This is a genomic window from Actinoplanes rectilineatus (assembly GCF_000962825.1).
Taxonomy (GTDB): Bacteria; Actinomycetota; Actinomycetes; order Mycobacteriales; family Micromonosporaceae; genus Actinoplanes; species Actinoplanes rectilineatus.
The window spans coordinates 110,325-132,892 of the sequence record NZ_JZKF01000003.1; the positions used below are offsets into that span (position 1 = coordinate 110,325).

Consider the following 22,568-nt stretch of genomic DNA (forward strand, 5'->3'; position numbering starts at 1 on the left):
GAGCGCAACAGCCGACGCGAAGCGCGCCCATCCGACCGGCGAAGCGCGAGATGACCACTCAGCGGGACCACGACACCGCGGGGTCTCCAAGGGCTCGGCCCCCGGAGCAGAAATGACGAAGCGTCCTACGTTCGCGCTTTCCGCGAACATAGGACGCCCAGACGTTACGTGGAGCTGTGGGGATTTGAACCCCAGACCCCCTCGATGCGAACGAGGTGCGCTACCAGACTGCGCCACAGCCCCCCAGTCCTGCGGTGAGAGCCTCACCTCGGGACCGATGAAAGGCTAACAGGTCCGCCCTCGCCGCCGCGAATCACCCCCCACCCAGGGCCGGACGGCCCAGGGGAACGGGAGCCGGACATACCTGGGGCAGGCCGGGACGACCCGGATCTCGGCGGTGACGTTCCTGCTCGTACCCCTGAGAAAGATCAGGCAGTGTGGTGCCGGCCGCCGGCCTCGTAAGGGCGACCACGCAGTCCGCCGCGTCGCCGGTAGGAGACCGAGCCGCCGTTGGCGGCGACCGGAAGGTCGGAGGGTTCCCGGTCCAGGCCCATCGCCGCGCGCCGGACCGCTTCCCGCTGGGTGGCCAGACGGCGCTGGGCCTCACGACGGGCCGCCGCACGACGGGCCTGTTCCCGGCGTACCTCGGCCTGGCGGGCGGCCAGCCAGGCGGCCTCGCGGGCCTGGATGCGGCGGCGACGACGGTCGGCGACGGCGCGGTTGCGCAGGTGGACGAGGTAGAGCGCGAGGAGGCTGCCGGTGACTGCGAAGCTGATCCAGAAGCCGGGGCCGACGGCGAGGACGCCGATCAGTTCGATGGCGTTGAGCAGGACCAGGGCGGCGAAGACGCGGCGGCGGCGGACGACTGCGGGGGTGCCGCGCCGGGCGGGTACGCGACGCCCCGACCGTTTGCCGGTGACCAGGCGCAGACGCCTCTGCGGGGGTCCGGGATCACTCGATGGGGCGGGTACCGTAACCGTGACCTGCCGACCGGGGTTGATCGGTCGTCGTCCGGGCACGGTTCGGCGACGGCGTCGGCGCTGCAGCACCCGCGCCGTCGACGACGCCCGCTCCGCGGCCAGTCGCTCGGTGGCGTCGTACCGGCGCACCAGCGCCGGGGCGAGGGCGAGCAACCCGGCAGCGGCGAGGACGGCGAGGAGCACCGAGGTCGGCACCCTCACTCCTCCCGTCAGTCACGGCAGCCCGGCGGCGTGCGTCGCGGGCCGGAAGTTCCAAACTCCTGCGAGGTTACGGGCGGTAGCTGCGGAATTTCGTGCGCCGCGCCGACAACGGTCCCGCGATCAAGATCATTTAGACGTGCGGATCCGGCGCCACCGGGACAGCAGACCGCCCTCGGCGGCGATCTCCTCACTGGTCATCGCATAGCCGAGATGATCGCGCCAGCCGCCGTCGATGTGCATGTAACGCTGGTGGTAGGCCTCCTCGCGGAATCCCAGTTTCTCCACCACCCGGCGGCTCGGACCGTTCTCCGGCCGGATGTTGACCTCGATCCGGTGCAGGCCGCCCGGACCGAACGCGTGGTCCACCGCGAGCGCCAGCGCGGTCGGGATCACGCCCCGCCCGGCCACCCGATGATCCACCCAGTAGCCCGCGTACGCCGACGCGAACGCCCGCCGCACGATGTTGCCCAGATTGACGTGCCCGACCAGGCGTTCCCGTTCCCCGTCGAGCAGGCAGACCGCGAACGGCATGCTGTCGCCGCGGTTCGCCGCCCGCTTCATGTCCCGATAGACGTAGCCGAACGCGCGTGCCGAATTCATCTCCGCCCACGGGCCGGGCGGCGACGACTCCCAGGGCGCCAGCCACGCCTGGTTGGCGATCCGCACCTCGGACCAGGCCCGGGCGTCACCACGTCGGTAAGGCCTCAGCAGCACCGGCCCATCCGCCAGGACGGCGGGCCATCCGGGGGTGGCCCCGAGCATTCATCGCCTCCGGTCGAGGAGCAACACGTCCACGGTCGAGCCGGCGGCTGCCGTGGTCACCCGTTCACCGAGGACCAGCAGACCGTTGGCTTCGGCCAAACCGGACAGAGTGTATGGCCCACCGGCGAGTGGCTGCACAGTGTAACCACCGCCTCGCCGTTCCGCGACGTGCGCCGGGCGGAACTCGCGCAGCCCGCCGGGTGACGAGACGGTCTCCAGCAGGTGCGCCTTGACGCCGGGACGGAACACCGGTTCGGCCCCCGCCAGGAGCTGGATCACCGGGCGGGCCAGCACCTCGAACCCGATCAGGGCGGCGCCGGGCTCACCGGGCAGGCAGACCACCGGCACCTCCTCGCCGCCGGCCGTGCCGAAACCGAAACAGGTGCCCGGGGAGATCGCCACGTCGGTGAACTCCACCGATCCGCGGCCCGATCCGGGACGGGACAGCACCCGGCGCAGCATGTCACCCGGTCCGGTGCCGCTGCCTCCGGTCGTGATGATCAGGTCGGCGCGCAGGGTCTGGTCCTCGAGCAGGCCGCGCAGGCCCTCCGGATCGTCGTCGCAGATGCCGATCCGGTACGCCATCGCGCCCGCCTCCACCGCGGCGGCGGTCAGCGCGTGCGAGTTGGCGTCGACGACCTGGCCGGGCTGGCTGGGCCGGCCCACGTCGACGAGTTCGTCGCCGGTGGCCACCACGACCACCCGGGGACTGGGCCGGACCAGCACGTGCCCGATGCCGGCCGCGGCGAAGGTGGCGACCATCGGCGGGGAGACGTAGGTCCCGGGGCCGGCGAGCACCTGGCCGACGGCGAGTTCCTCGCCGGCCCGGCGGACACCGGAACCCCGTTTCGGGGCGTGCAGAATCTCCACGGCGGCCATGCCCTGGTCGGTCCAGTGCACCGGGACGACCACGTCCGCGCCGAGCGGCAGGGGCGCCCCGGCTGCCACCGAGAAGCAGGTGCCGGGGGTGAGGCGTACCGGGCGCCAGCTGGCGGCGCCCAGGTCGCCGACCACGTTGAGCCGCACCGAGCGGCCGCTGTCGAACTGGCCGAACGAGGGATGCGACCCGATGCGCCCGGCCCCCGCCAGGTCTTCCCATCGGGCCGCGTACCCGTCGATCGCGGCCTGGTCGAACGCCGGGAACGGGTGCGGCGCGATCACGTCGGCCGCCAGCACGTTCCCGTGCGCCTGGGTGAGGTCGAGGTCGAGCGGAGGCAGCGCTCGCAACCTGCGCAGCACGCTGCCCAGGTATTCGGCGAGAGGCTTCAGCTCGTTGGCGGCCGCCTCGGGGTCGGCCGTGGCGGTCATCCCTTCTGGCCACCGACGAAGTCGGTGAGCCAGGCACGGAACTCACTCCCCAGGTCGGGGCGCTGGACCGCGAGCTGGACGACGGCCTGCAGGTATCCCAGCGGCATGCCGGTGTCGTACCGGTGGCCGCGGTAGACGATGCCGTGCACCGGGACGCCCTCGTCGAGGAGCGTCGCCATGGCGTCGGTCAGCTGGATCTCGCCGCCGGCGCCGGGCTTGGTGTCGTCGATCGTCGCGAAGATCTTCCCCGGCAGGACGTAGCGCCCCAGGACCGCCAGGTTGGACGGCGAGTCCTCCGGCTTGGGCTTCTCAACAAGTCCGGTAATCTTCACGATATCCGTCTTGTCGGTTTTTTCGATGGATGCGATGCCGTAGCGTGAGGTCTCCGACGGCGCCACCTCCATCAGGGCCAGGACGATGCCACCGGTCTCCGCCTGGAGATCCAGCATGTCGGGGAGGAGCGGCTTGTCCTCCTCCACGAATTCATCACCCAGGAGGACCGCGAACGGGTTGTCGGGCCCCACATGTGAGGCCGCCGTGCCGACCGCGTGACCGAGACCGAGCGGCTCGCCCTGCCGCACGGTGTAGATGTCGGCCAGTTCACTGGTCCGGCGTACCGCCGCCAGGCGCTCCTTGTCGCCCTTCTCCTCCAGCCGCTGCTCCACGTCGGGGCGGCGGTCGAAGTGGTCGACCATCGAGGTCTTGCCGCGACCGGTGACCAGCAGGACGTCGGTGATGCCGGCCGCGGCCGCCTCCTCGACGATGTACTGCAGCACCGGCCGGTCGACGACCGGCAGCAGCTCCTTGGGCACGGCCTTGGTGGCCGGCAGGAACCGCGTCGCGAGGCCGGCAGCCGGGATCACCGCCTTGACCGCACGCTTGTTCGTCGTCATTCAGTCACCGCACCTTTGCTCCGATCGTGCCCGGACATGTCGCCGAGACTATCGGCCGCGGGCCTGCCGCGGAGGCTGTGGCCCACCGGACGTGGTCGTGGCCGGATCGAATTGCCCCTCCGGCACACCTGGGGAAACCCGTTCCGCCAGACGATAGGTGTCGCGGCCGGAGTTCTTCGCCGCGTACAGCGCCTCGTCGGCGACCTCCAGGACCTCCTGGGCGGTGCTGCCGTGCTCGGGGAAGACCGCGACGCCGATCGAGACGGTGATCGAGATCCGGTCGTCCAGATCGGGACGGCGCGGATCGACCGGCACCGGCCAGTCCCGGACCGCCGCGCCCAGACGCTCGGCCACGATCACCCCGCCGTACGCGTCGGTCTCCGGCAACAGCACCACGAACTCCTCGCCACCCTGGCGGAACGCCACGTCGACCTCCCGCAGACCGACCCGGATCCGCCGCGCGAACTCGCCCAGCACCAGGTCACCGGCCGCGTGGCCGTAGGTGTCGTTCACCTCCTTGAAGTGGTCCAGGTCCAGCACCAGCACGGTCAGCATCCGCCCGAACCGGTTCGCCCGCTCCACCTCGCGGCGCAGCACCTCGCGCAGATAGCGGTAGTTCCACAGACCGGTCAACGGGTCGGTCAACGACAGCCGCTGGGCCTCCTCGTGCACCCGGACGTTGTTGACCGCGACGCCCGCCTGCCCCGCGAAGGTGCGCAGCGTCCGCATGTCGGCGTCGTCGAAGTCCGGTCCGCCCAGCCGGTCGTAGAGCGCCAGCACCCCCAGCACGCCCGGTTCCGGCTCGATCTCGGCGAGCAGCGGGTCGGAGCTGGGCGGCGCGCAGATCGGCACGGCGAGATACGACTCACAGGCCGGTTCGTCCCCGGCCGGGCCGCCCGGTCCACGCATCGGCGCCCCGGTGGCCGCGACGGTCCCCAGCACACCCCGGCCCGGCACCAGGCGGCGCTGGGTCAGTTCGGTGCCGCCCACGTCCCACTCGCCGGTCAGCCCGGCACCGCAGCGCGCGGCCAGCCGCCCGTCCCCCGGATCGGCCAGCAGGATCAGTCCGGCGCGGGCGCCGGTCGCGGTCATCGCGGTCCGCAGGATCACCGGCAGGATGCGGTCCAGGTCGTGGGTGCTGGACAGGGTGTCGCCGAGGATCGCCAGATGCCGGCGCAACTGGTCCCGGCTGGCGGTCAGCGCCTGCACGTAGGACTGCAGCTCCCGGGTCATCCGGTTGAACGTCCCGGCGAGCCGGCCCAGCTCGTCCGGCCGCGGGATCGGCACGCGGGTGTCCAGGTCGCCGTTGGCCACCCGGTCGGCCGCCCACGCCAGATCACCGAGCGGCCGGGTGGTGGAATGCGCCAGCCAGCGGGCGGCGAGCACCGCGAGAGCAGCGGTGACCAGCACGATCAGGGGCAGGACGGCGTACTTCAGGGTCGGTTCCCCGGTCGGTACGGTCAGCGTGAGCGGCAGCGGGCGGCCCGGCTCGGCGGCGAGCCCCCGGCCGGCCGAGCCCTCCGGCGGCACGACGCCGGCGCCCAGGGCGACGCTGACCCCACTGACCTCACCCAGCCGGTCCAGCAGGGCGGGATCCACACGCTGGGCGGCCACAACGGTGACATCATCGGTGTACGCGGCCGCGGAAAGCGCCGTGACCTCCGCGCCGGGCGCCGTCTCCGGTGCCGCACAGTCCTGCCAACCCGCCTCGTACGCGTTCTCCGGCACCGCGGCGGCCCGGGCCACACTGTCCGACGGGGCGCTCAGCGTCTGATCAGGAGCGGACACCTGAATGGCCGTAGCGAGCCCGCGCACGATCAACTGCTCCTTGACCGCCGTACGGTCGCCGGGCGGAACCACCGCGACGGCGTCGGCTGCGGCCTGCAACTGACGGCACACTGAACTCAGCGCGGCGCCGACGGTGCTCGCGGCGTGGTCGAGCCGCTCGTCCGTTCGTTCCCGGCTCACAGCGCCGACGGTGAGGGCGACGAAGATGGATCCGAGCAGGACCGGACCTAGCACGACCACCAAAAACGCACTGGTGAGCCGGCCACGTAGTGTCACACATCCTCCCGGGAGTGGCCCTCTTTGGAGCGATGCTGACATAGTGTGCACCGTTTGCCGCTTTTCGAAAGGGGGTGTTGCATGTCGCATTTGACCGATGACGCGGAAAAATCACCACAAAACAAGATCACGCTCCGCGCTCGCCTGCTCACGGCCCGTCGTGCACTCTCCCTCACAGACCGGGCGCACGCCACTGCGGCACTGCGGAACCACATCCTTTCCCTCGTACGCGCCGAAGCCCCGTCCACGATCGCCGCCTACGTCCCCCTCGGCGCCGAACCGGGCGGCCCCGACCTCCCCACCGTGCTGGCGCGGGCTCTCCCGCCGGGCGGCCGCCTGCTCCTGCCCGTGCTGCTCCCGGACAACGACCTCGACTGGGCGGAGTTCACCGCACCCCGCGCCCGACCGGACGGCCCCGAGCCGCCAGAGGGTCCCGGGCAGGCGGAAGGCCCCGGGCAGGTGGCGGAAGGCCCCGAGCCGGCGCTGGAAGGCCTCGGGCCGGTGGAAGGTCTCGCATCGACGCGGAATCCCGGATTGGCGGCCGGCCCGCGAGGACTCCTCGAGCCCACAGGCCCTCGCCTGGGCCCGGACGCCATCCGCTCGGCAGATCTGGTCCTGCTCCCCGCCCTCGCAGTAGGCCGCAACGGAATCCGGATGGGCCGCGGCGGCGGCTCCTACGACCGGGTCCTGGCCCGCCTGGCTACCCCACCCGGGCCATCCGAGTCATCCGAGCCGCTCTCCACCGCGCTCGAGCCGCACTCCACCGCACCCGAGCCGCACCCGACACCACCTGAACCGCACCCGACACCGCACGGGCCGCACCCGACACCGCCCGGGCCGCATTGCGACCGCCCGTTGTGGGCCTCGCAGCCCGGCCAACCGTCCTGGAGTCCGCGATCCGTCCGGGCACACCGAACCCCGCTCGTCGTGGCGCTCCTGCACGACGGCGAGGATGTCGACGAGGTCCCCGCCGAACCGCACGACCGCCCGGTCCACGGTGTGATCACGCCCACTCGGGGCTTCGCTGAACGCCCCGCTCCGTGACCGGTTCTGCCTCAACCCCGCGTCCGAGTGGACGAATTGACCTCCGATGGCGCAACATTGGCACTCGGACTTGGCGAGTGCCAGCAGCCGAATGATCCGGAGGAGCCGTGCCTACCTATCAGTACGCCTGCACCGAGTGTGGTGAGCAGCTCGAAGCCGTGCAGTCGTTCTCCGACCCGGCTCTGACCGAGTGCCCGAACTGCCAGGGCAAGCTCCGCAAGGTCTTCAACTCGGTCGGCATCGTCTTCAAGGGTTCGGGTTTCTACCGCAACGACTCCCGCGCGGGCAGCGTCAGCGCCGAGAAGCCGTCCAGCGGATCGACCTCGGAGTCCTCGACCCCCAAGAAGGCCGACGATTCGTCCTCGAGCTCGTCCTCGTCGACTTCGACGTCGTCGTCCTCGACCTCTTCGTCGTCCTCCTCGCCCTCGTCGTCTCCTTCGTCGAGCAGCACAAGCGCGGCCGCGGCGTCCTGAGCCTCGCGTCCTGAGCCTCGCGCTCTGAGCCTCGCGCTCTGAGCCTCGCGCTCTGAACCTGCCCCTCTGAGTGCCACGCCCCGAGCCGAGGCTCCAGGGTTCCGCTCTCTGAGCCCGGGCTCTGAGTTCCGCTTCGAGCCCGGGGTTCCGAGTTCTGTTCTGAGGTTCAGACCTTGAGTTTCATGCTTCAGCCAGAGCGCCGGTCCACTTCACGGACCGGCGCTCGCGCTGTCGTGCCCGTCCATCCCACCGCTTCACGGACCGGCGCTCGCGCTGCCGTGCCCGTCCATCCCACCACTCCGCGAGCCCGGCCGGCGGTTATCCACATTGCGTGGCTGTCCACAGGGCCGGAGCGCCGGCGCCGCGGCTTCTCCTAGCGTCTGAGCCCGTCCCCGCGCTGTCCGGCGCGGTACCGGCCGTGCAGGAGGTGGTCGCCATGCCCCGTTCCGCCAAGGGCTCCGACGAACGGCTGGACCCGGTTCGCTGGCGCGCTCCGAGCCGAGGTTCTCTGCTGCGTTTCGGCGCCGCTGCCGTCCTGTTGAGCACCGCAGCCGCCGTCGCCTGGTCCCAGCCCGCCACGTGTGCGTCTACAGCCCCGGACGCCCCGTCCCCGGCAGCCTCCGGCGGCATCGGCCCTGAAGGCACCTCAACGGGCTCCAGGACCTCCTTGACCGGCTCCGACAACGCCGATGGCACTTCGACCGAAGCCGGGGCCATCTCGACCGATTCGGGGAACGCCCCGACCGATTCCGAGGGCACCTCGGCTGCCTCAAACGGCGCAGGGGGTACGTCGACCGGCTCCGGGGACGACTCGACCGGTTCCGGCGCCGGCCTGACAGGCTCCGAAGCCACGGGCACGAGGCCGGATCCCGCGCCGGTCATCCCCGAGGGCCACGTCGGCGTTCCGATCCGCCTGGCCGACCCGACCGCCTTGAGTGTCGTACGCCCCGGCCACCGCGTCGATCTGCTCCGCCTGTCCGACACCGACGGCGGCGCGAACACGCCGATCGCCGAGTCCGTCCTGGTCCTGGACGTCACCGGAGCGGACGATCCGGTGCTCGGCGGCCTCCTGCTGGCCCTCGATCCCGAGCGTGCCCGCAAGGCGCTCTCGTCGCCGGGCCGAGGTTTCGCCGTCCTGATCAAACCCAGCGCATGAGGGATATCCGGCACCCCCTGATCGGGGCCCGGCGGAGCGCACCGTGATCGAGCGGTCGAGCGTCGCGGGTTCAGCCCCAGTGCGGCGGACGGTCGTCGAGCAACCGGTCGTCATTGGAGTAGTCGCGCTCGCCCCAGCCCCGCTCGGTGTCGTCACGAGTCTGCTCGGGGAGCACCGGAGCCTCATCGGAATCGAAGTCGACTTCGCGTTCGCCGTCGTTGTCGCGATCCGGCTCGTCCAGGATGTCCACGACTACGAGGGTAAGCGGACGGCCCGGCGGCCATCATCCCCCTCCGGCTGTACCGTCGGTGAACGTGAGTTCCCCCACCAGCGAACCGGCCGACGACTCGTTCTGGCAGCGGCCCTCTCCGGACGCCGCCTCGCTAGGCCGCCCGGAGCCGGTCGAGCCGACCACGCCGGAGCCCGCCGGCTACGCGGGTCCGCCACGGACCGACAATCCGACCCCGGCGTGGCGGCCGGCAACGATCGCTCATCCGCCGCCGCCACGCCCGATGCCGTCGCAGGACATCGACGCCCTCGACGAGGCCGAGGGCTCGGCGCGCACCGTGACCTTCGGGGTCGGGCTGGTCACGGGTGCGGTCGCCGTCGTCCTGATGTGCCTGCTCTGCGCGCGCGTCCTGTTCTGATCAGCCCGCTCTGCTCAGGCCGCTCTGCTCAGGCCGCTCTGCTCTGCTCAGGCCGCTCTGCTCTGCTCTGATCACGCCGTTCGGCGCGGGCCGATGCCGCGCGGGCCGCGCCGGGTCCTTCCCCGGACCGAACCGATCAGCAGGAGCCTGGACCGATCAGTAGGAGCCCCACACCGCCGTCGCGCCGGAGTCTCCGGTGAGGAAGATGTAGTACGCGGAGAACCCCGCAAGAACCAGCAGCACCACGCCGAACGCCAGGTCCGCCACCTTGGGCAGTGCTCCCGGCTTGCGGGTGGTCAGCACGACCAGGATCAGGCTGAGCACGCCGAGCGCGAGGGACAGCAGGAACGTGGTCTGGCCGTAACTCATGTGCTCGTCGAGGATCACCTTGCCCGCGGGCGAGACCCGTTCCTCGGCGATCAGCCGCTCGTAGAACGCGGTGCCGGAACGCATCGTGATCAGCGCGGACACCGGGGCGGCTATCGCCAGCAGCCCCACCGCCCAGCCGGTCTTCGGCCGCCAGGGGCCGACGAACGCGTACAGCACGGCGCCGAGACCCAGCAGCGGCACGAAGATCACTGCCGCGTGGAGCACGAGAATGTGCACCGGTAAACCGTTGACCTGGTCCAACACCATTTCCTCCTCGATCAGGGTGAGCGCAAGCTTATGAGTTGTCTGACGAGGCAAACATCCTTGGCGCCCATCCGTTACCGGGCTGTCGCGAAGGCGGGCGCGTCCGACCGCCCCACACGACGGTCGCCGGTGTGACGACGACCCGTATTGGTGAATCGGCCACAACGTGTTGTCATGGACCGATGTCCACCGGTGAAGAGCTGCTCCGCAAGCACGGTCTGCGGGTCACCCGCCCACGCCTCGCGGTGCTGGAGATCCTCACCGCCGGCGGGCACCTGGAGGTCGACGACATCACCCGGCAGGTGCGGGCCCGCCTCGACTCCGTCTCCACTCAGGCGATCTACGACGTGCTCGGCGCGTTCTCCCGGGCCGGACTGGCCCGCCGGATCGAACCCGCCGGCTCCCCGGCCCGTTACGAGGCCCGGGTCGGCGACAACCACCACCACATCGTCTGCCGAGGCTGCGGCAGGATCGCCGACGTGGACTGCGCCGTCGGCGAAGCACCCTGCCTGACGCCGGGCAGCGCGCACGGTTTCGAGGTCGACGAGGCCGAGGTGACCTTCTGGGGTCTGTGCCCGGTCTGCCGCACCCGCCGCGACGAGGAGAGCGCGGGCTGACCGCCCCGCGCCCGAGCACAGACGCGACAACAACCGTCGCCGAAGCCGAGCCCGGTCAGGACACCCCGGGCTCGGTCAGCCTCTCCACCGACGCCCACGGATCCTTGGCCACGGCGTCCGCCCCCGCCGGACACACCTTGCGGAAATCGCACCAGCCGCAGAGAGTGCCCGGATTGGTGGGGAACTCGTCGTCCGGATCCGCGCCCGCCGCCACCGCCTTCTCCGCCGCCATGATGTCGGTGGCCGTCTCCTCCGCCCGGCGCAGCTGACGGGCCAGCGACTCGTCGGTGTGCTCGTGCGCGGCGACCGTCCCGGTCGGCAGGTGGTGCAGTTCGACGCGACGGCAGGGACGCCGGAAGACCCGGGACGCGGCATACGCATAGAGGGCGAGCGCCATCGATCCACGGGCGTCGTCGTCACTCAGCCCGGCCCGCCCGGTCTTGTAGTCGACGATGACCGCCTCCGGCCCCTCCGGACCGGTCCGCCCGTCGATCCGGTCGGCCCGCCCGTTCAGCGCCAGGATCGACGTCTTCGTCGCCACCACCCGTTCGACGCCGAGCGGCTCGTCCGACGGGTCGAGGCCCGCCACATACGTCTCCAGCCAGTCCAACGCTTTGCGGTACGCCACCCGCTCCTGCTCGACGTCGCGGTATCCCTCGCGTACCCACGTGGATTTGAGCAGCCCGGGCAGCACCTCCGTGCCGCGGCGCTCGGTGGGCAGCGCATACCAGTTCTTCAGGGTGGTGTGGACACTCGCGCCGAGCGAGTTGTGCGCCCACGGTGGGCCCTTGGGTGGGGCGGGCCGATCGATGTAGGAATATCGATAGCGCCGCGGGCAGTCCGTGTAGGCGCCGAGCTTGCTCGGCGTGCAGACGAAGAGCCGCTCCGGCATGCCGGCGAAACCCAGCTGCTCGGGGATGGCCCGGCGGTTGGCGGTGGAACGGTTGGGGGGCACACGACAATCCTGCCAGCACCCCCCGACAAGACCTCAGAAGCGGGGCGCGTACAACTCGACGAAAGCGAAGATGGCATCCGCCATGAGCTGCACCGCGATGGCGGCGAGGAGCAGGCCGGCGATCCGGGTGAGCACCTCGATGCCGGCCGGGCGCAGCAGTCGCACGATCACGCCGGAGAACCGCAGGACCAGCCAGACGGTGGCCATCACGGCGACGATCCCGGCCGCCAGGACCAGGTATTCGTCGATGCTCTGGGCGCGCTGCACGTACAGCATGGTCGCGACGATCGCGCCGGGCCCGGCGAGCAGCGGGGTGCCGATCGGGACCAGGGCGACGTTGCTGGTGCCGATCTGGTCGACGGGCTCGTCGGTCTTGCCGGTGAGCAGCTGCAACGCGACCAGGACCAGCAGCAGACCGCCGGCTGCCTGCAGGGCCGGGAGCTGGACGTGCAGGTAGTCGAGGAGGGTTTGGCCGGCGACCGCGAACCCGACGATCACACCGAGGGCCAGCAGGACGGCCTGGGTACCGGCCTTGTTGCGGGCCTTCGCCGGCAGGTTTCCGGTGAGGGCCAGGAAGACGGGGACCATGCCGGGCGGATCGACGATCACCAACAGCGTCACAAAGAACTCGCCGAACAGCTTGACATTCACCCGATCAAGGTAGGGCCAGGTTCTCCTGGACGCAGGCCGGTGCGGCGATCGTCACCCCAGGACGGGCACTCCGGTCGCCGCCGACACGAGCTTCTCGAACGTCTCGGGGGCGGTGAGGAAGGCCCCCAACGCGACGGTCTTGTGCGTACCGTGAAAGTCGGAAGATCCGGTGACGGCCAGGCCGAGCCGTTCCGCCAGGGCCCGGATCTGGGCGCGTTCCGCGGGTGAATGGTCCTCGTGGTCGGCTTCCAGGCCGAAGAGTCCCTCGTCGGCCAGTGCCTCGATCAACTCGTCGGACACCACCCGGCCCCGTTTGCTCGCCCGGGGGTGGGCGAACACGGCGACGCCGCCCGCCGCCCGGATCCCGCGAAGAGCATCGAACACATCAAGATCTTCCTTGGGTACGAGATAACGGGCCCCCAACCACTCGGACGCGAACGCCTCCGCGGTGGTGGCGACCAGTCCCGCCCTGATCAGCGCCTGCGCGATGTGCGGCCGTCCGACGGATCCGCCGGCCGCGTACCCCGCCACCTCGTCCCACGAGATCGGCACGCCGTCGGCCCGGAGATTGTCGACGATCCGTTCGCCGCGGCGGGCCCGGTTCTCGCGCAGTCGTGCGAGTTTCCCGGCCAGCACCGGCTCGGCCGGGTCGAAGAGGTAGGCCAGCAGGTGCAGGGCGATCGGCCATCCCGGTGCGCCGTGCCAGATGCAGGACAGCTCGGCACCGCGCACCAGCGTCAACCCGGTCGGCCGTGCCGCTTCGGCCTCGGCCCAGCCGCCGGTGGTGTCGTGGTCGGTGATCGCCATCACGGTGAGACCGGCCGCGGCCCCTGCCCGCACCAACTGGGCAGGGGTCAGCGTGCCGTCGCTGGCCGTCGAGTGACAGTGCAGGTCGATCCGGGCCGACAGGTCAGGCGTCGTCGTCGTCTTCCTTACCGAGTCGTGCCTCGACCGCCTGCGGCTCATACATCTCCTCGACGACGCGGAGGTAGAGCTCGTTGGGGTTGGGCAGGTGCTTGACCTCGCGCAGAGCCTGGTCCTGACCGGCAGACTCCAGCACGAACGTGCCGTAGCTGAGCATGCGGCCGAGCGCGGACTGGGTGTACTTCATGTCGGTGACCCGGCCGAGCGGCATCATGGCCACCTTGCGCGTGACGATGCCGTTGACGACCATCACTCGCTTGTTGGTCAGGATGAACCGGTCGAAATACCAGTCGAAGACCTTCCACGCGACCCAGCTGATCACGCCGAGCCAGATCAGCACCGCGACGGTGACCAGACCGTCGACGTTCTGCCGGGTCAGGAACCCGGCGAGATAGCCGAGGACCAGGGTGGCACCGGCGGCGATGCCGAGCGGGCCGGTCAGATGGATCCAGTGCCGTTTCCACTCACCGCGGTAGCGCTCGGTGGGGAAGAGGTAGCGGGCGACCAGTGTGGTCGGTTCGTCCTCCAGGGGGAGGAACCGCCGGGGGCCGCCACCGCGGTCGAGGCCTTCCAGCTCCTCCTCGGTGAAGCTGGGCGGCTCGTACTCTTCCGGCTCATCGTAGAGATCCTCGGCCGTGCGCCTGCGACCGCGAGCGGCGTAGGCGGCCTCGTCCGCGTAGGGATCTGTCCCGTAAGGGTCAGCGCGACCGGTCGCGTACTGAGGATCGTTGTTGAATGCCGGGTCTTGATAACCGAAGTCATCGTCGTCCCGAGGGCGCCGGGCGCCCTCGCCTCTCGGTTGGCGCGGCTCACCAGGATCCATGTGGTGATGCTATGCGACGAGGTCGGTGAAGAAAGTGCCGAAGCCGCGCGCGATGTCGGCGATCGTGCCTCCGAGAGACTCGAAGACCGCCGCGGCGGATCTCGGGTTGAAGGCGATGAAGAAGATCAAGAATGCAATACCAAGCCAGGTGAGGACCTTCTTGATCATGGCGGGCCTTCTCCTCCGGTGCGGGTGACGTTCAGCGCCGCGGCAGTACTGACGGTATCAGCTCCGTCGCTTCGTGTGAACAAAGTGCCCAGAAAGCCGATGTCCATAGCGGCAGGTCACCCCCGGAAGGGTCAGACACGACCGTGCAGATATGGCGACGGAGCTCCGAACACCAGCTCGGGCGGCACTCCCTCGGACAGGTCGTGCAGGACGACGTGTTCCGCGAGAAGGTAGCCCGCGCTTGCCGGCCACGCTACCGCATAGAGCCACATTCCTTTGGCCTCACTCACGTACGCGCTGCGGTCCTCAGGGGACTTGACGCACCACAGTGGAGTGGGATGCCCAGCAGCCTTGATCTTGGCATGTGGACCCGAGTGAGCACTCTCGGCACTGAGCGCCTCGGTGATCAGATGTCCGGGATCGATCCCCGAGATGCCGGCGAAGCGCGTACCCAGCCCGACACCGGGCTGCTCGGCGATCAGAACGAGATCCGCGGGACCACCGCCGAACGGCTCCGGGCCACTGCACGCGACCGCCGTGGCGCTCACCCCGAAACGGTCGTCGCCGGACCAGCCGATGCCGGTGACCATCCAGCCCGGCGGCAACGGCCACAGGCACCAGACGGGCATCCGCGCCGCACTCGACGAGGTCTCCCGCAGGACCGTTCCGATGATCTCCGCACTGATGTGATCGGCGACGTGGAACGGCGGCACGTCACCGCAGTCGTCGCATCGCCAGGCGCTGTGCATCAGGTCCGGCTTGCGAACCTGAGCAGCACATCTGGGGCAACTCACCGGGACAACCACACCCCATACCGTGCGGGTCGGGCGAGCCGCCGTCAAGCGAATCGGCAGAACCCGGACCTTTACTGATCAGCCGGGCGGGGGACCCGCGTGTGCCCTGATCCATGCATGCATGGCGATGCCGCTGGCGACCCCGGCATTGATCGACCTCGTGGAGCCGTACTGGGCGATCGAGAAGAGCTGCGAGCAGGCCGTACGCGCGGGATCCGAGAGCCCGGGGCCCTCCTGCCCGAAGAGCAGCACGCAGCGCTCGGGCAGCGTGGTGGTCTCCATCGGCCGCGATCCGGGCAGGTTGTCGATGCCGATGATCTCCAGATCCGCGCCCCGCGCCCAGTCCACGAACTCCTCGATCGTGGCGTGGTGCCGCACGTGCTGGTAGCGATCGGTGACCATCGCGCCCCGCCGGTTCCAGCGCCGCCGGCCCACGATGTGCACCTCCGCGGCGAGGAAGGCGTTGGCGTTGCGGACCACGGTGCCGATGTTGAAGTCGTGCTGCCAGTTCTCGATCGCCACGTGGAAGCCGTGCCGCCGGGAGTCGAGATCCGCGACCACCGCCTCGCGCCGCCAGTACCGGTAGCGGTCCACCACGTTGCGGCGGTCACCCTGCTCGAGCAGGTCGGGATCCCAGTGGTCACCGACCGGGAGTTCACCGGCCCACGGGCCCACGCCGACCTCGGCAACGCTGTCGGTGATCTGGTCCTCGCCCGTGGTCATGGGGCGATAGGCTACTCATCCGGCCCGCGAGTGATCAGCGGCGGTCGTGAGTCGACCCTGACGAAGGGGAGACGCAATGAGCGGCGGGGCCCTCCCCGGCACCCGCCGCCCACGCTCTGTTGGGAAAGAGTTTGCCTCACCGTCCGTATCCATGTGAAGGACTTTCAGGTGTGACGCAGGTCACTGTAAACTTAGTTTACGTGAAGTCGCCTGAGATGGGCTCGCTCCCACAGCGCACACATAGGCTGGACAAATCGCCTACATCCCACAATGGCGGACCGAACACGCGGCCCCAGGGTGTCAGCAATCAGACACCGCATGCCTACTTTCAGTTACCATGGGTCGCCCCCGACCTCCCCGCACGAGGTGCTCCAGGACACGCTTGGGCGCGGCCGGAGCGGGAATGCAGAGTGGGTGACGGGGGTTCCACTGGACGAAAGCGATTCCCGCAGACGGAGGCATCATGGCGACGGTTGCGCTGACCACAGCGAACTTCGACGAGGTCACCGGCAAGGACGGCATCGTCCTGGTCGACTTCTGGGCCAGCTGGTGCGGGCCCTGCGTCCGCTTCGCACCCACCTACGAACGCTCCTCGGAGAAGCACCCGGAGATCACCTTCGGGAAGGTCGACACCGAGGCCGAGGCGGAGCTGGCGGCCAAGTTCGCCATCCGCTCCATCCCGACGATCATGGCCGTCCGCGACGGTGTCGTGGTCTACGCCCAGCCGGGCGCGATCCCCGAGTCGTCGCTCGAGAGCCTGATCGAGAAGGTTCAGGAGCTCGACATGGACGAGGTGCGCGCGCACGCGGCGGCCCGGCAGAAGGGCGCCGCGGCTCCGGCCAAGGCTCCCGCGGACGCCAAGGCCCCGGCAGCCAAGGCCCCGGCGACCAAGGCTCCGGCAGCCGAGGCTGCGGCCACCGAGGCCGAGAGCCCGGCCGCCGGAACCCCGGCGGACGCCCCGGCCAAGGCTCCGGCCGCCGAGAGCAAGGCTCCGGCCGAGGCGCGGGAGGAACCGGCCACCGTGGCCGGCTGACCCCGACGATCACGGGAGGCCCGTGGACCGGATTCTCCGGTTCGCGGGCCTCTTTCGTACCCGCCGAGGGATCTTCTGATTCTGCGGCTCCACGACTCGGGGATCCGCATGGACAGCAGACTCGAACATGTGTTCGAATGACTGTCATGCGCTGGTCCCACCTGTCGGTTTCCTCCGGTGACGGCTCGCTCCCGGCGGGGGCGGCGCCGGCGGCACCACCCCTGCCGCTGGCGCTGCCCGGGGCGACCGTCCGCACCTTCGACACGCCGGATTTCGCGGGCATGACGTTCTACGAGGTCCGCGCCAAGTCTTTGATCAACCGCGTTCCCGGCGCCTCCCGCGTGCCGTTCGAGTGGACCGTCAATCCCTACCGCGGCTGCTCCCACGCCTGCACCTACTGCCTGGCCGGCGACACCCCGATCCTGCTCGCCGACGGATCCACCCGACCGCTCGCGCAGCTGCGGCCGGGCGACGCGGTGATGGGCACGATGGGCGCCGGCCCGCACCGGCGCTACGTCCCGACCACCGTGCTCGACCACTGGTCCACCAGCAAACCGGCCTTCCGGGTGACCCTGGCCGACGGCACCCGCCTCGTCGCCAGCGGCGACCACCGCTTCCTCACCGACCGCGGCTGGCGGCACGTCAGCCCCACCGAGACAGGCCGGCCCGCCCTCGCCGTCGGCGACCTGATGTTCGGCGTCGGCCGCTTCGCCGAGCCGCCCAAGGAGTCCCCCGACTACCAGGCCGGATTCCTCTGCGGCCTGGTCCGGGGCGACGCCGCGAGCGACGGCTCGAGCCACGAGGGCGACGCGTGGATCCGCGCCGACGGCTACCTCGGCGACATCTCGCTCACCGAGGCGCTGCGCTGGCCCGGCGCACCGACGACCGACTGGCACCGGGGGTTCCTCGCCGGTGCGTTCGGTGCCGTCGGCCGCACCGACCGGCTCGCCGTCGTCTTCGAGAGCGGCGACCGGTTCTACCTGGCCCGCGTCACCGAGTCCCTGACCCGGCTGGGCCTGATCGCCCGCAGCCCGGTCCGTGCCCGTCCCGGCCACCGGCACGGTCCCGTTCAGGAGCCGTCAGCCGGTCGTGTGGAGACCGAGAGGCACCTGGAGGCGGCGTTGCGCTTCCGCCACCTCACCGGCGCCGCACAGGCCCGTCTGGACGCCTCCGGCGTCGGCGTGCGCACCGACCGCCGGCTCGCCGTGGCCGACATCGAGGACCTCGGCCTCACCCTCCCGCTGTTCGACATCTCCACCGGCACCGGCGACTTCATCGCCGACGGCGTGGTCAGCCACAACTGCTTCGCCCGCAACACTCACACCTACCTCGACCTCGACGCCGGCCACGACTTCGACACCCGCGTCATCGTCAAGGTCAACGCCGGCGATCTGATCCGCCGCGAGCTCGCCGCGCCCCGCTGGACCGGCGCCCCGATCGCGATGGGCACCAACGTCGACGTCTACCAGCGGGCCGAGGGTCGCTACCGCCTGATGCCGGAGATCCTGGCCGCCCTGCGCGACCACGCCAACCCGTTCTCGATCCTCACCAAGGGCACGCTGATCCTGCGCGACCTCGACCTGCTCCGTCAGGCCGCCGAGGTCACCCGGGTCGCCCTGTCGTTCTCCGTCGGCTTCCTCGACGAGGCGACCTGGCGCTCCGTCGAACCCGGCACCCCCAGCCCTCGCCGCCGCCTCGACGCGGTTCGCCGCCTGACCGACGCCGGCTTCCCGGTCAGCGTCCTGATGGCCCCGATCCTCCCCGGCCTGACCGACACCGACGAGTCCATCGACGCCACCGTCGCCGCCATCGCAGCCGCCGGCGCCACCAGCGTGACGCCACTCCCCCTGCACCTGCGTCCCGGCGCCCGCGAGTGGTATGCGTCCTGGCTGGCCCGCGAACACCCGCACCTGCGCCCCCGCTACCGCGAACTCTTCGGCAACGGCTCCTACCTCCCCCGCACCCGGCAGGACGAGATCAACGCTCGGGTACGCATGGCCGCCCGCCGCCACGGCCTCCACCGGCCGGACGCGGCGGCCGCTCGTCGGGTGGCCGCCCGCGAGGAGGCTGCGGACGTGGCTTTCGGTTTCAGCTTCGCCGCGGAGTCCACCCCAGTCAGCGGGTCGGCGGCCAGCACGTCAGCAGCCAGCACGTCGGCGGCCAGCGGGTCGGCGGCCAGCACGTCAGCAGCCAGCACGTCGGCGGCCAAGCCCAGCTCCGCCGCCGTTCCTGGCCGCGCCGACGCCGGCGGTTCCGTTCCCGCTGCCGGCCCCGGTTCCGCCTCCGATCCTGACCTTGGCCCTGCCACTGCGTCCAACCACGACCCCGGTACCGGCCTTGGCTCCGGCTCCGGCTCCGGCTCCAGCTCCAGCTCCAGCTCCAGCTCCAGCGAGTCTCGGCTGCGTCGAGCTGCTGAGCTTCGGCCGGCCGGTCAACGCCATCAGGCGGAGCATCCCGATCAGCTCACCCTGCTGTGAGGCTTCCGCGGGTGGTCGCTCGGTGGGGTTGCGGGAGCCCTCGTGCTGCGGCAGACCCGGACCAACGGGATCGAAAACAGGTGGCGGCGGCAAGTGGGTGACGGCCATGCTCGATGCCAGCAGGTGAGGCCACACCAGCTGAAACGTGAAACGGCCAGCCATACGCTCGCGCCATCCCTGGGCGGCGAGCGGGCAAGTGCCGTCATCGACGGACGGTCGTGCCGCCGCCAGCGGACACCGCACTTTCTTCGCCGTAACTAAACCTTGTCCGCTGTCACTGAATCATCGCCGTCACTGAAGCGTCGTCGCCGTAACTAGATCTTCTCTGTTGTCACCAAGTGGTCGTAGCGCCGTCGGCGCACATCGGCCGGTCCCGCCATGCCCGGCTGCGGCTGCGGCTGCGGCTGCGGCTGCGGCTGCGGCTGCGGCTGCGGCTGCGGCTGCGGCTGCGGCTGCGGCTGCGGCTGCGGCTGCGGTGGAGAACTACCCGCCCTCCTCGACGAAAGGCCAGACCGTTTGCGAAAGAGTCAGCTTTTTGTTCAGAACTGGAGTGCTTTGTTAGGAATCGGAACGCCTGATCGAAAACAGCTTGAGGAGTGAGGGAGCGGGCTGGAGAGCCCGCCACCGCTGCCAGTTCGACCAGGTCAAACAGGCCACCTTGTTATGAGGGCCGCTCACGGGGGAGCGATCACCATGAACATTTTCACGGTAGGCGACGGGCCGGGTAAGCCACCCAACCTGTCCTGCCCACTCGCTGATTCGTTCATCAATTTTCATCCGGCCGCGTCACCGCGGCTTTCGCACGGCTCTACCGTCTTCCGGCCGCTTGTGGCCAGCGGTGACTGCAGGGCCGACTCATGAGATCGACATCCACGGAATCGAGATCCACGGGTCGGGTCTTCATTGATCGACGGAGTAGCGCCAACTCCGGGTAGGCCGCGACGGCACGTTCCGGGCCGGGTCGGAGAGTCCGACTCCGGCTCGGACATCGGGTAGACCCCGGCGATACGTTCCGGGCCCGGGCCGCATCGGGTCCGGGCGGGTCCGACGGGTCAGGTCAGGCCGCGTCAGGTCAGGCCGAGCCGGGTCAGGCCGAGCCGGGCCGGATCGTGTCGGGCCGGATCGTGTCGGGCCGGATCGTGTCGGGCCGGATCGTGTCGGGCCGGATCGTGTCGGGCCGGATCGTGTCGGGCCGGGACTGCCGAAGACGCTCGGGTTCGGGGTCGAAATGATCAAGCAAGTTGCATCGGGGATTCGCGGATACAGTGTGGCCATGCGGAGCGCGCAGCAGATCCTGGCGGGGGCGAAGGTCATCGCGGTGGTGGGGGCTTCTCGAGATCCCTACAAGCCATCGCACACGGTGCCTTTGCAGATGCTGCAGCACGGGTGGCAGATCATTCCGGTCAACCCGTTCGTGGATGAGGTGTTCGGCGTGAAGACCGTGCCGACGCTTGCTGACATCGATGAGCCGGTGGATCTGGTCGACGTGTTCCGGCCCGCGCATGATGCGGTGGAGATCGTTCGCCAGGCTGCCGCGATCAAGGCTCCGGCGGTGTGGCTGCAGAGTGGCATCGTCTCGGCCGAGGCACGACGGATCGCTGAGGAGGCCGGCATGGACTATGTCGAGGACCGCTGCCTCGCGGTCGAACGCGCCGTGGGCCGGCTCAGCAAACTCAGCGGCGGCCCCGACCGGGTCGGCTGACCGGACCAGGGTCGGTTGGCCTGTACGTCGTGGTTGACCGGAACGGGCCGACAGACCGCACGCACCGGCACCGGCACCGGCACCGGCACCGAAGAGTGGAACACGGCCGAGGCGATCTCGGTGGGACACCGGACTCGGGCAGCTCGACCGACCAGCGTCGTTCGGACGAGTTGCCCTCGGGTCGCGGATGCCCGGTCGTGTCGGTCCGCGATCGAAGGCCATCCTGCACGGGCGGCTCAGGCGCACGTCGGCCCGCCTGAGGCCCGAAGTCACCACGCCACCACTTCCCCTTCGATGGCGTGGTGACTTCGGGTTCGCTCGGCATCCGAAGTCACCTGGACCGCCGCGACCAACGCAACGAACACGACGAACACACCGAAGCGACGGACGCAACGGACGCAACGGGACGCGACGCTGTGGGCCACTCGACCAGCGCGTATGCGAGCCACGACCAGCGCGTATGCGAGCGTCGACGGACGCGGTGTCGCGGCCGGCCGGCGGAGGATCAGCGGAACTGGGCCTCGCGGACGCTGTTGCCGCCGTCCACCACCAGCATCTGGCCGGTGATGTACGAGGCAGCCGGCGAGCACAGGAACGCCACCGCCGCCGCCACCTCGTCGGGGGTGCCGGGCCGACCGATCGGCGTGCCGAGGCCCTGCTTGATCTCGGTGACCGTGGACGCCGCGGTGTAGATCGTGCCGGGGGCCACGCAGTTCACGTTCACCCCGTCGGCCACCAGTTCCATCGCCAGCGCCCTGGTCAGGCCGACCACTCCGGCTTTCGCCGCCGCGTACGCCGCTTCGGTCGGCAGCGCATTGACCGGGCCCGCCGTGGCGGCCAGGTTGACGATGCGACCCCAGCCCCGTTCCGACATGCCGCTGACGAAGGCCCGGCTGCACAGGAACGCGGTGCTCAGATTGCGGTCGATCTCGGCCTTCCACTCGTCCAGGGTGAGCTGGGCGACCGGGCGGAGCACCTCAGGGCTGGCCCGGCTCGCCAGGCCGGCGTTGTTGACCAGGACTTCGACGTCGCCGAGCTGGTCGGCGATGGCGTCGGCGAGGGCGCCCACCTCGGATTCGTCGGTGAGGTCGGCGACGAATCCGGTCACGTTGAGTTCGGCGGCGCGCTCGTGGATGCGCCGGGTGGTCGAGACGATGGCGACGCGGGCGCCCAGGTCGCGCAGGCGCCGGGCGGTCGCGTAGCCGATGCCGTCGGGGCTGCCGGCGCCGGTGACCAGGGCGACCTTGCCGTCCAGCCGGAGGGTGACCGGGGCTTCGCCGACCTCTTCGACCTGGCCTTCGGCGTTGACCGGGACGTCGATGTCGGCGGGTCGGTCCTGCTCCGAGCCGGGCGCGCCGGATCGGGGTGGCCGGCCGTCGGCCGGGCGGGTGGCGTCACGGCGGGACGGACTGCCCCCGGCCGAACGGGCGTCGAAGACCATGCGGCGATCCTGCCTTCTCCCGGAAGCCGGGGCAAACATCACTTCACTGTGGCGTACCCGACGTTACCGGCGACGGAGGAGCCCTCCGTCAACCATGGG

The 22,568-nt window shown here is 70.4% G+C and carries 22 protein-coding genes, 1 tRNA gene and 1 pseudogene; 7 read left to right on the plus strand and 17 right to left on the minus strand.

What is annotated here, in order from left to right; genetic code table 11:
• Nucleotides 1-169: 169 nt before the first annotated feature.
• The 6 genes from WH85_RS02960 to WH85_RS02985 all read right to left on the minus strand — a co-directional run bounded on the left by WH85_RS02960 (nt 170) and on the right by WH85_RS02985 (nt 6,250).
• Nucleotides 170-243, minus strand: a tRNA-Ala gene (locus WH85_RS02960).
• A 185-nt stretch (nt 244-428) separates the two neighbouring features.
• Entirely contained in the window at nt 429-1,181 is a 753-nt protein-coding gene (gene sepX, locus WH85_RS02965) for a divisome protein SepX/GlpR (RefSeq protein WP_083448748.1), read from the minus strand.
• A 126-nt stretch (nt 1,182-1,307) separates the two neighbouring features.
• Nucleotides 1,308-1,943, minus strand: a complete 636-nt coding sequence (locus tag WH85_RS02970) for a GNAT family N-acetyltransferase (RefSeq protein WP_045740082.1) — start codon at nt 1,941-1,943, stop codon at nt 1,308-1,310.
• Nucleotides 1,944-3,251, minus strand: a complete 1,308-nt coding sequence (locus WH85_RS02975) for a molybdopterin molybdotransferase MoeA (protein ID WP_045740083.1) — start codon at nt 3,249-3,251, stop codon at nt 1,944-1,946. It abuts the gene before it with no gap.
• Nucleotides 3,248-4,144 carry a UTP--glucose-1-phosphate uridylyltransferase gene (locus WH85_RS02980; RefSeq protein WP_045740084.1) on the minus strand — a complete coding sequence of 299 codons (897 nt, stop codon included), beginning with the start codon at nt 4,142-4,144 and terminating at the stop codon, nt 3,248-3,250. The genes WH85_RS02975 and WH85_RS02980 overlap by 4 nt, the downstream gene beginning before the upstream one ends.
• 48 nt (nt 4,145-4,192) lie before the next feature.
• Nucleotides 4,193-6,250: a diguanylate cyclase gene (locus WH85_RS02985; protein WP_083448749.1), complete on the minus strand. Its 2,058-nt coding sequence runs from the start codon at nt 6,248-6,250 to the stop codon at nt 4,193-4,195.
• A 39-nt stretch (nt 6,251-6,289) separates the two neighbouring features.
• On the opposite strand from WH85_RS02985, the gene WH85_RS49885 reads away from it, so the two are divergent.
• Nucleotides 6,290-7,252 (plus strand): 5-formyltetrahydrofolate cyclo-ligase, encoded by a 963-nt coding sequence (locus WH85_RS49885; protein WP_157410709.1) that lies wholly within the window; start codon nt 6,290-6,292, stop codon nt 7,250-7,252.
• A 262-nt stretch (nt 7,253-7,514) separates the two neighbouring features.
• Here the strand turns inward: WH85_RS49885 and WH85_RS52710 are convergent, their stop codons facing one another.
• Nucleotides 7,515-7,703: a hypothetical protein gene (locus WH85_RS52710; RefSeq protein WP_045740086.1), complete on the minus strand. Its 189-nt coding sequence runs from the start codon at nt 7,701-7,703 to the stop codon at nt 7,515-7,517.
• A 953-nt stretch (nt 7,704-8,656) separates the two neighbouring features.
• Here WH85_RS52710 and WH85_RS49890 point away from each other — a divergent pair.
• Nucleotides 8,657-8,881 carry a hypothetical protein gene (locus tag WH85_RS49890; RefSeq protein ID WP_157410710.1) on the plus strand — a complete coding sequence of 75 codons (225 nt, stop codon included), beginning with the start codon at nt 8,657-8,659 and terminating at the stop codon, nt 8,879-8,881.
• A gap of 70 nt (nt 8,882-8,951) precedes the next feature.
• On the opposite strand, the gene WH85_RS03005 is transcribed toward WH85_RS49890, so the two are convergent.
• Complete coding sequence (locus tag WH85_RS03005) at nt 8,952-9,131, minus strand: hypothetical protein (protein ID WP_045740087.1); 180 nt, start codon at nt 9,129-9,131, stop codon at nt 8,952-8,954.
• A 64-nt stretch (nt 9,132-9,195) separates the two neighbouring features.
• On the opposite strand from WH85_RS03005, the gene WH85_RS03010 reads away from it, so the two are divergent.
• Nucleotides 9,196-9,528 carry a hypothetical protein gene (locus WH85_RS03010; protein ID WP_045740216.1) on the plus strand — a complete coding sequence of 111 codons (333 nt, stop codon included), beginning with the start codon at nt 9,196-9,198 and terminating at the stop codon, nt 9,526-9,528.
• A 156-nt stretch (nt 9,529-9,684) separates the two neighbouring features.
• Here the strand turns inward: WH85_RS03010 and WH85_RS03015 are convergent, their stop codons facing one another.
• On the minus strand, nt 9,685-10,134 hold the full coding sequence (locus tag WH85_RS03015; RefSeq protein WP_245673795.1) for a hypothetical protein: 450 nt from the start codon (nt 10,132-10,134) through the stop codon (nt 9,685-9,687).
• A gap of 209 nt (nt 10,135-10,343) precedes the next feature.
• On the opposite strand from WH85_RS03015, the gene WH85_RS03020 reads away from it, so the two are divergent.
• On the plus strand, nt 10,344-10,778 hold the full coding sequence (locus WH85_RS03020; RefSeq protein ID WP_045740089.1) for a Fur family transcriptional regulator: 435 nt from the start codon (nt 10,344-10,346) through the stop codon (nt 10,776-10,778).
• 55 nt (nt 10,779-10,833) lie between these two features.
• On the opposite strand, the gene WH85_RS03025 is transcribed toward WH85_RS03020, so the two are convergent.
• The 7 genes from WH85_RS03025 to WH85_RS03050 form a co-directional block, all read right to left on the minus strand.
• Complete coding sequence (locus tag WH85_RS03025) at nt 10,834-11,670, minus strand: RecB family exonuclease (RefSeq protein ID WP_083448759.1); 837 nt, start codon at nt 11,668-11,670, stop codon at nt 10,834-10,836.
• A 96-nt stretch (nt 11,671-11,766) separates the two neighbouring features.
• Entirely contained in the window at nt 11,767-12,384 is a 618-nt protein-coding gene (locus WH85_RS03030; protein WP_045740091.1) for a MarC family protein, read from the minus strand.
• A 51-nt stretch (nt 12,385-12,435) separates the two neighbouring features.
• Nucleotides 12,436-13,293 (minus strand): PHP domain-containing protein, encoded by an 858-nt coding sequence (locus WH85_RS03035; RefSeq protein WP_211275270.1) that lies wholly within the window; start codon nt 13,291-13,293, stop codon nt 12,436-12,438.
• A 1-nt stretch (nt 13,294) separates the two neighbouring features.
• Entirely contained in the window at nt 13,295-14,131 is an 837-nt protein-coding gene (locus WH85_RS03040) for a PH domain-containing protein (protein WP_045740093.1), read from the minus strand.
• Between the two features lie 9 nt (nt 14,132-14,140).
• A complete protein-coding gene (locus tag WH85_RS51485) occupies nt 14,141-14,299 on the minus strand; it encodes a hypothetical protein (RefSeq protein ID WP_014447648.1) in 159 nt (52 codons plus the stop codon).
• Nucleotides 14,300-14,430: 131 nt separating this feature from the next.
• Nucleotides 14,431-15,105, minus strand: coding sequence for a DUF6758 family protein (locus tag WH85_RS03045; RefSeq protein WP_342669767.1), 675 nt, complete (start codon nt 15,103-15,105; stop codon nt 14,431-14,433).
• 66 nt (nt 15,106-15,171) lie between these two features.
• Nucleotides 15,172-15,816, minus strand: a complete 645-nt coding sequence (locus tag WH85_RS03050; RefSeq protein ID WP_045740095.1) for a TrmH family RNA methyltransferase — start codon at nt 15,814-15,816, stop codon at nt 15,172-15,174.
• Between the two features lie 463 nt (nt 15,817-16,279).
• On the opposite strand from WH85_RS03050, the pseudogene trxA reads away from it, so the two are divergent.
• The 3 genes and pseudogenes from trxA to WH85_RS03065 all read left to right on the plus strand — a co-directional run.
• Nucleotides 16,280-16,627: pseudogene (gene trxA, locus WH85_RS49895) on the plus strand (thioredoxin); the annotation flags it as partial.
• A 368-nt stretch (nt 16,628-16,995) separates the two neighbouring features.
• Nucleotides 16,996-19,326: an intein-containing Rv2578c family radical SAM protein gene (locus tag WH85_RS03060; RefSeq protein WP_245673796.1), complete on the plus strand. Its 2,331-nt coding sequence runs from the start codon at nt 16,996-16,998 to the stop codon at nt 19,324-19,326.
• Nucleotides 19,327-20,599: 1,273 nt separating this feature from the next.
• On the plus strand, nt 20,600-21,028 hold the full coding sequence (locus WH85_RS03065) for a CoA-binding protein (protein ID WP_045740219.1): 429 nt from the start codon (nt 20,600-20,602) through the stop codon (nt 21,026-21,028).
• A 505-nt stretch (nt 21,029-21,533) separates the two neighbouring features.
• On the opposite strand, the gene WH85_RS03070 is transcribed toward WH85_RS03065, so the two are convergent.
• Entirely contained in the window at nt 21,534-22,469 is a 936-nt protein-coding gene (locus WH85_RS03070; protein WP_045740096.1) for an SDR family NAD(P)-dependent oxidoreductase, read from the minus strand.
• Nucleotides 22,470-22,568: the final 99 nt, after the last annotated feature.

What these genes read in the sequence shown, in the direction of transcription:
- WH85_RS02980 (WP_045740084.1), bottom strand. Translation starts at nt 4,144, where the DNA reads ATGACGACGAACAAGCGTGCGGTCAAGGCGGTGATCCCGGCTGCCGGC.
- WH85_RS51485 (WP_014447648.1), bottom strand. Translation starts at nt 14,299, where the DNA reads ATGATCAAGAAGGTCCTCACCTGGCTTGGTATTGCATTCTTGATCTTC.
- WH85_RS03040 (WP_045740093.1), bottom strand. Translation starts at nt 14,131, where the DNA reads ATGGATCCTGGTGAGCCGCGCCAACCGAGAGGCGAGGGCGCCCGGCGC.
- WH85_RS03070 (WP_045740096.1), bottom strand. Translation starts at nt 22,469, where the DNA reads ATGGTCTTCGACGCCCGTTCGGCCGGGGGCAGTCCGTCCCGCCGTGAC.
- WH85_RS03025 (WP_083448759.1), bottom strand. Translation starts at nt 11,670, where the DNA reads ATGCCGGAGCGGCTCTTCGTCTGCACGCCGAGCAAGCTCGGCGCCTAC.
- WH85_RS02970 (WP_045740082.1), bottom strand. Translation starts at nt 1,943, where the DNA reads ATGCTCGGGGCCACCCCCGGATGGCCCGCCGTCCTGGCGGATGGGCCG.
- WH85_RS03050 (WP_045740095.1), bottom strand. Translation starts at nt 15,816, where the DNA reads ATGACCACGGGCGAGGACCAGATCACCGACAGCGTTGCCGAGGTCGGC.
- WH85_RS03060 (WP_245673796.1), top strand. Translation starts at nt 16,996, where the DNA reads ATGCGCTGGTCCCACCTGTCGGTTTCCTCCGGTGACGGCTCGCTCCCG.
- WH85_RS49885 (WP_157410709.1), top strand. Translation starts at nt 6,290, where the DNA reads ATGTCGCATTTGACCGATGACGCGGAAAAATCACCACAAAACAAGATC.
- WH85_RS02975 (WP_045740083.1), bottom strand. Translation starts at nt 3,251, where the DNA reads ATGACCGCCACGGCCGACCCCGAGGCGGCCGCCAACGAGCTGAAGCCT.
- WH85_RS02985 (WP_083448749.1), bottom strand. Translation starts at nt 6,250, where the DNA reads ATGTCAGCATCGCTCCAAAGAGGGCCACTCCCGGGAGGATGTGTGACA.
- WH85_RS03020 (WP_045740089.1), top strand. Translation starts at nt 10,344, where the DNA reads ATGTCCACCGGTGAAGAGCTGCTCCGCAAGCACGGTCTGCGGGTCACC.
- WH85_RS03065 (WP_045740219.1), top strand. Translation starts at nt 20,600, where the DNA reads ATGCGGAGCGCGCAGCAGATCCTGGCGGGGGCGAAGGTCATCGCGGTG.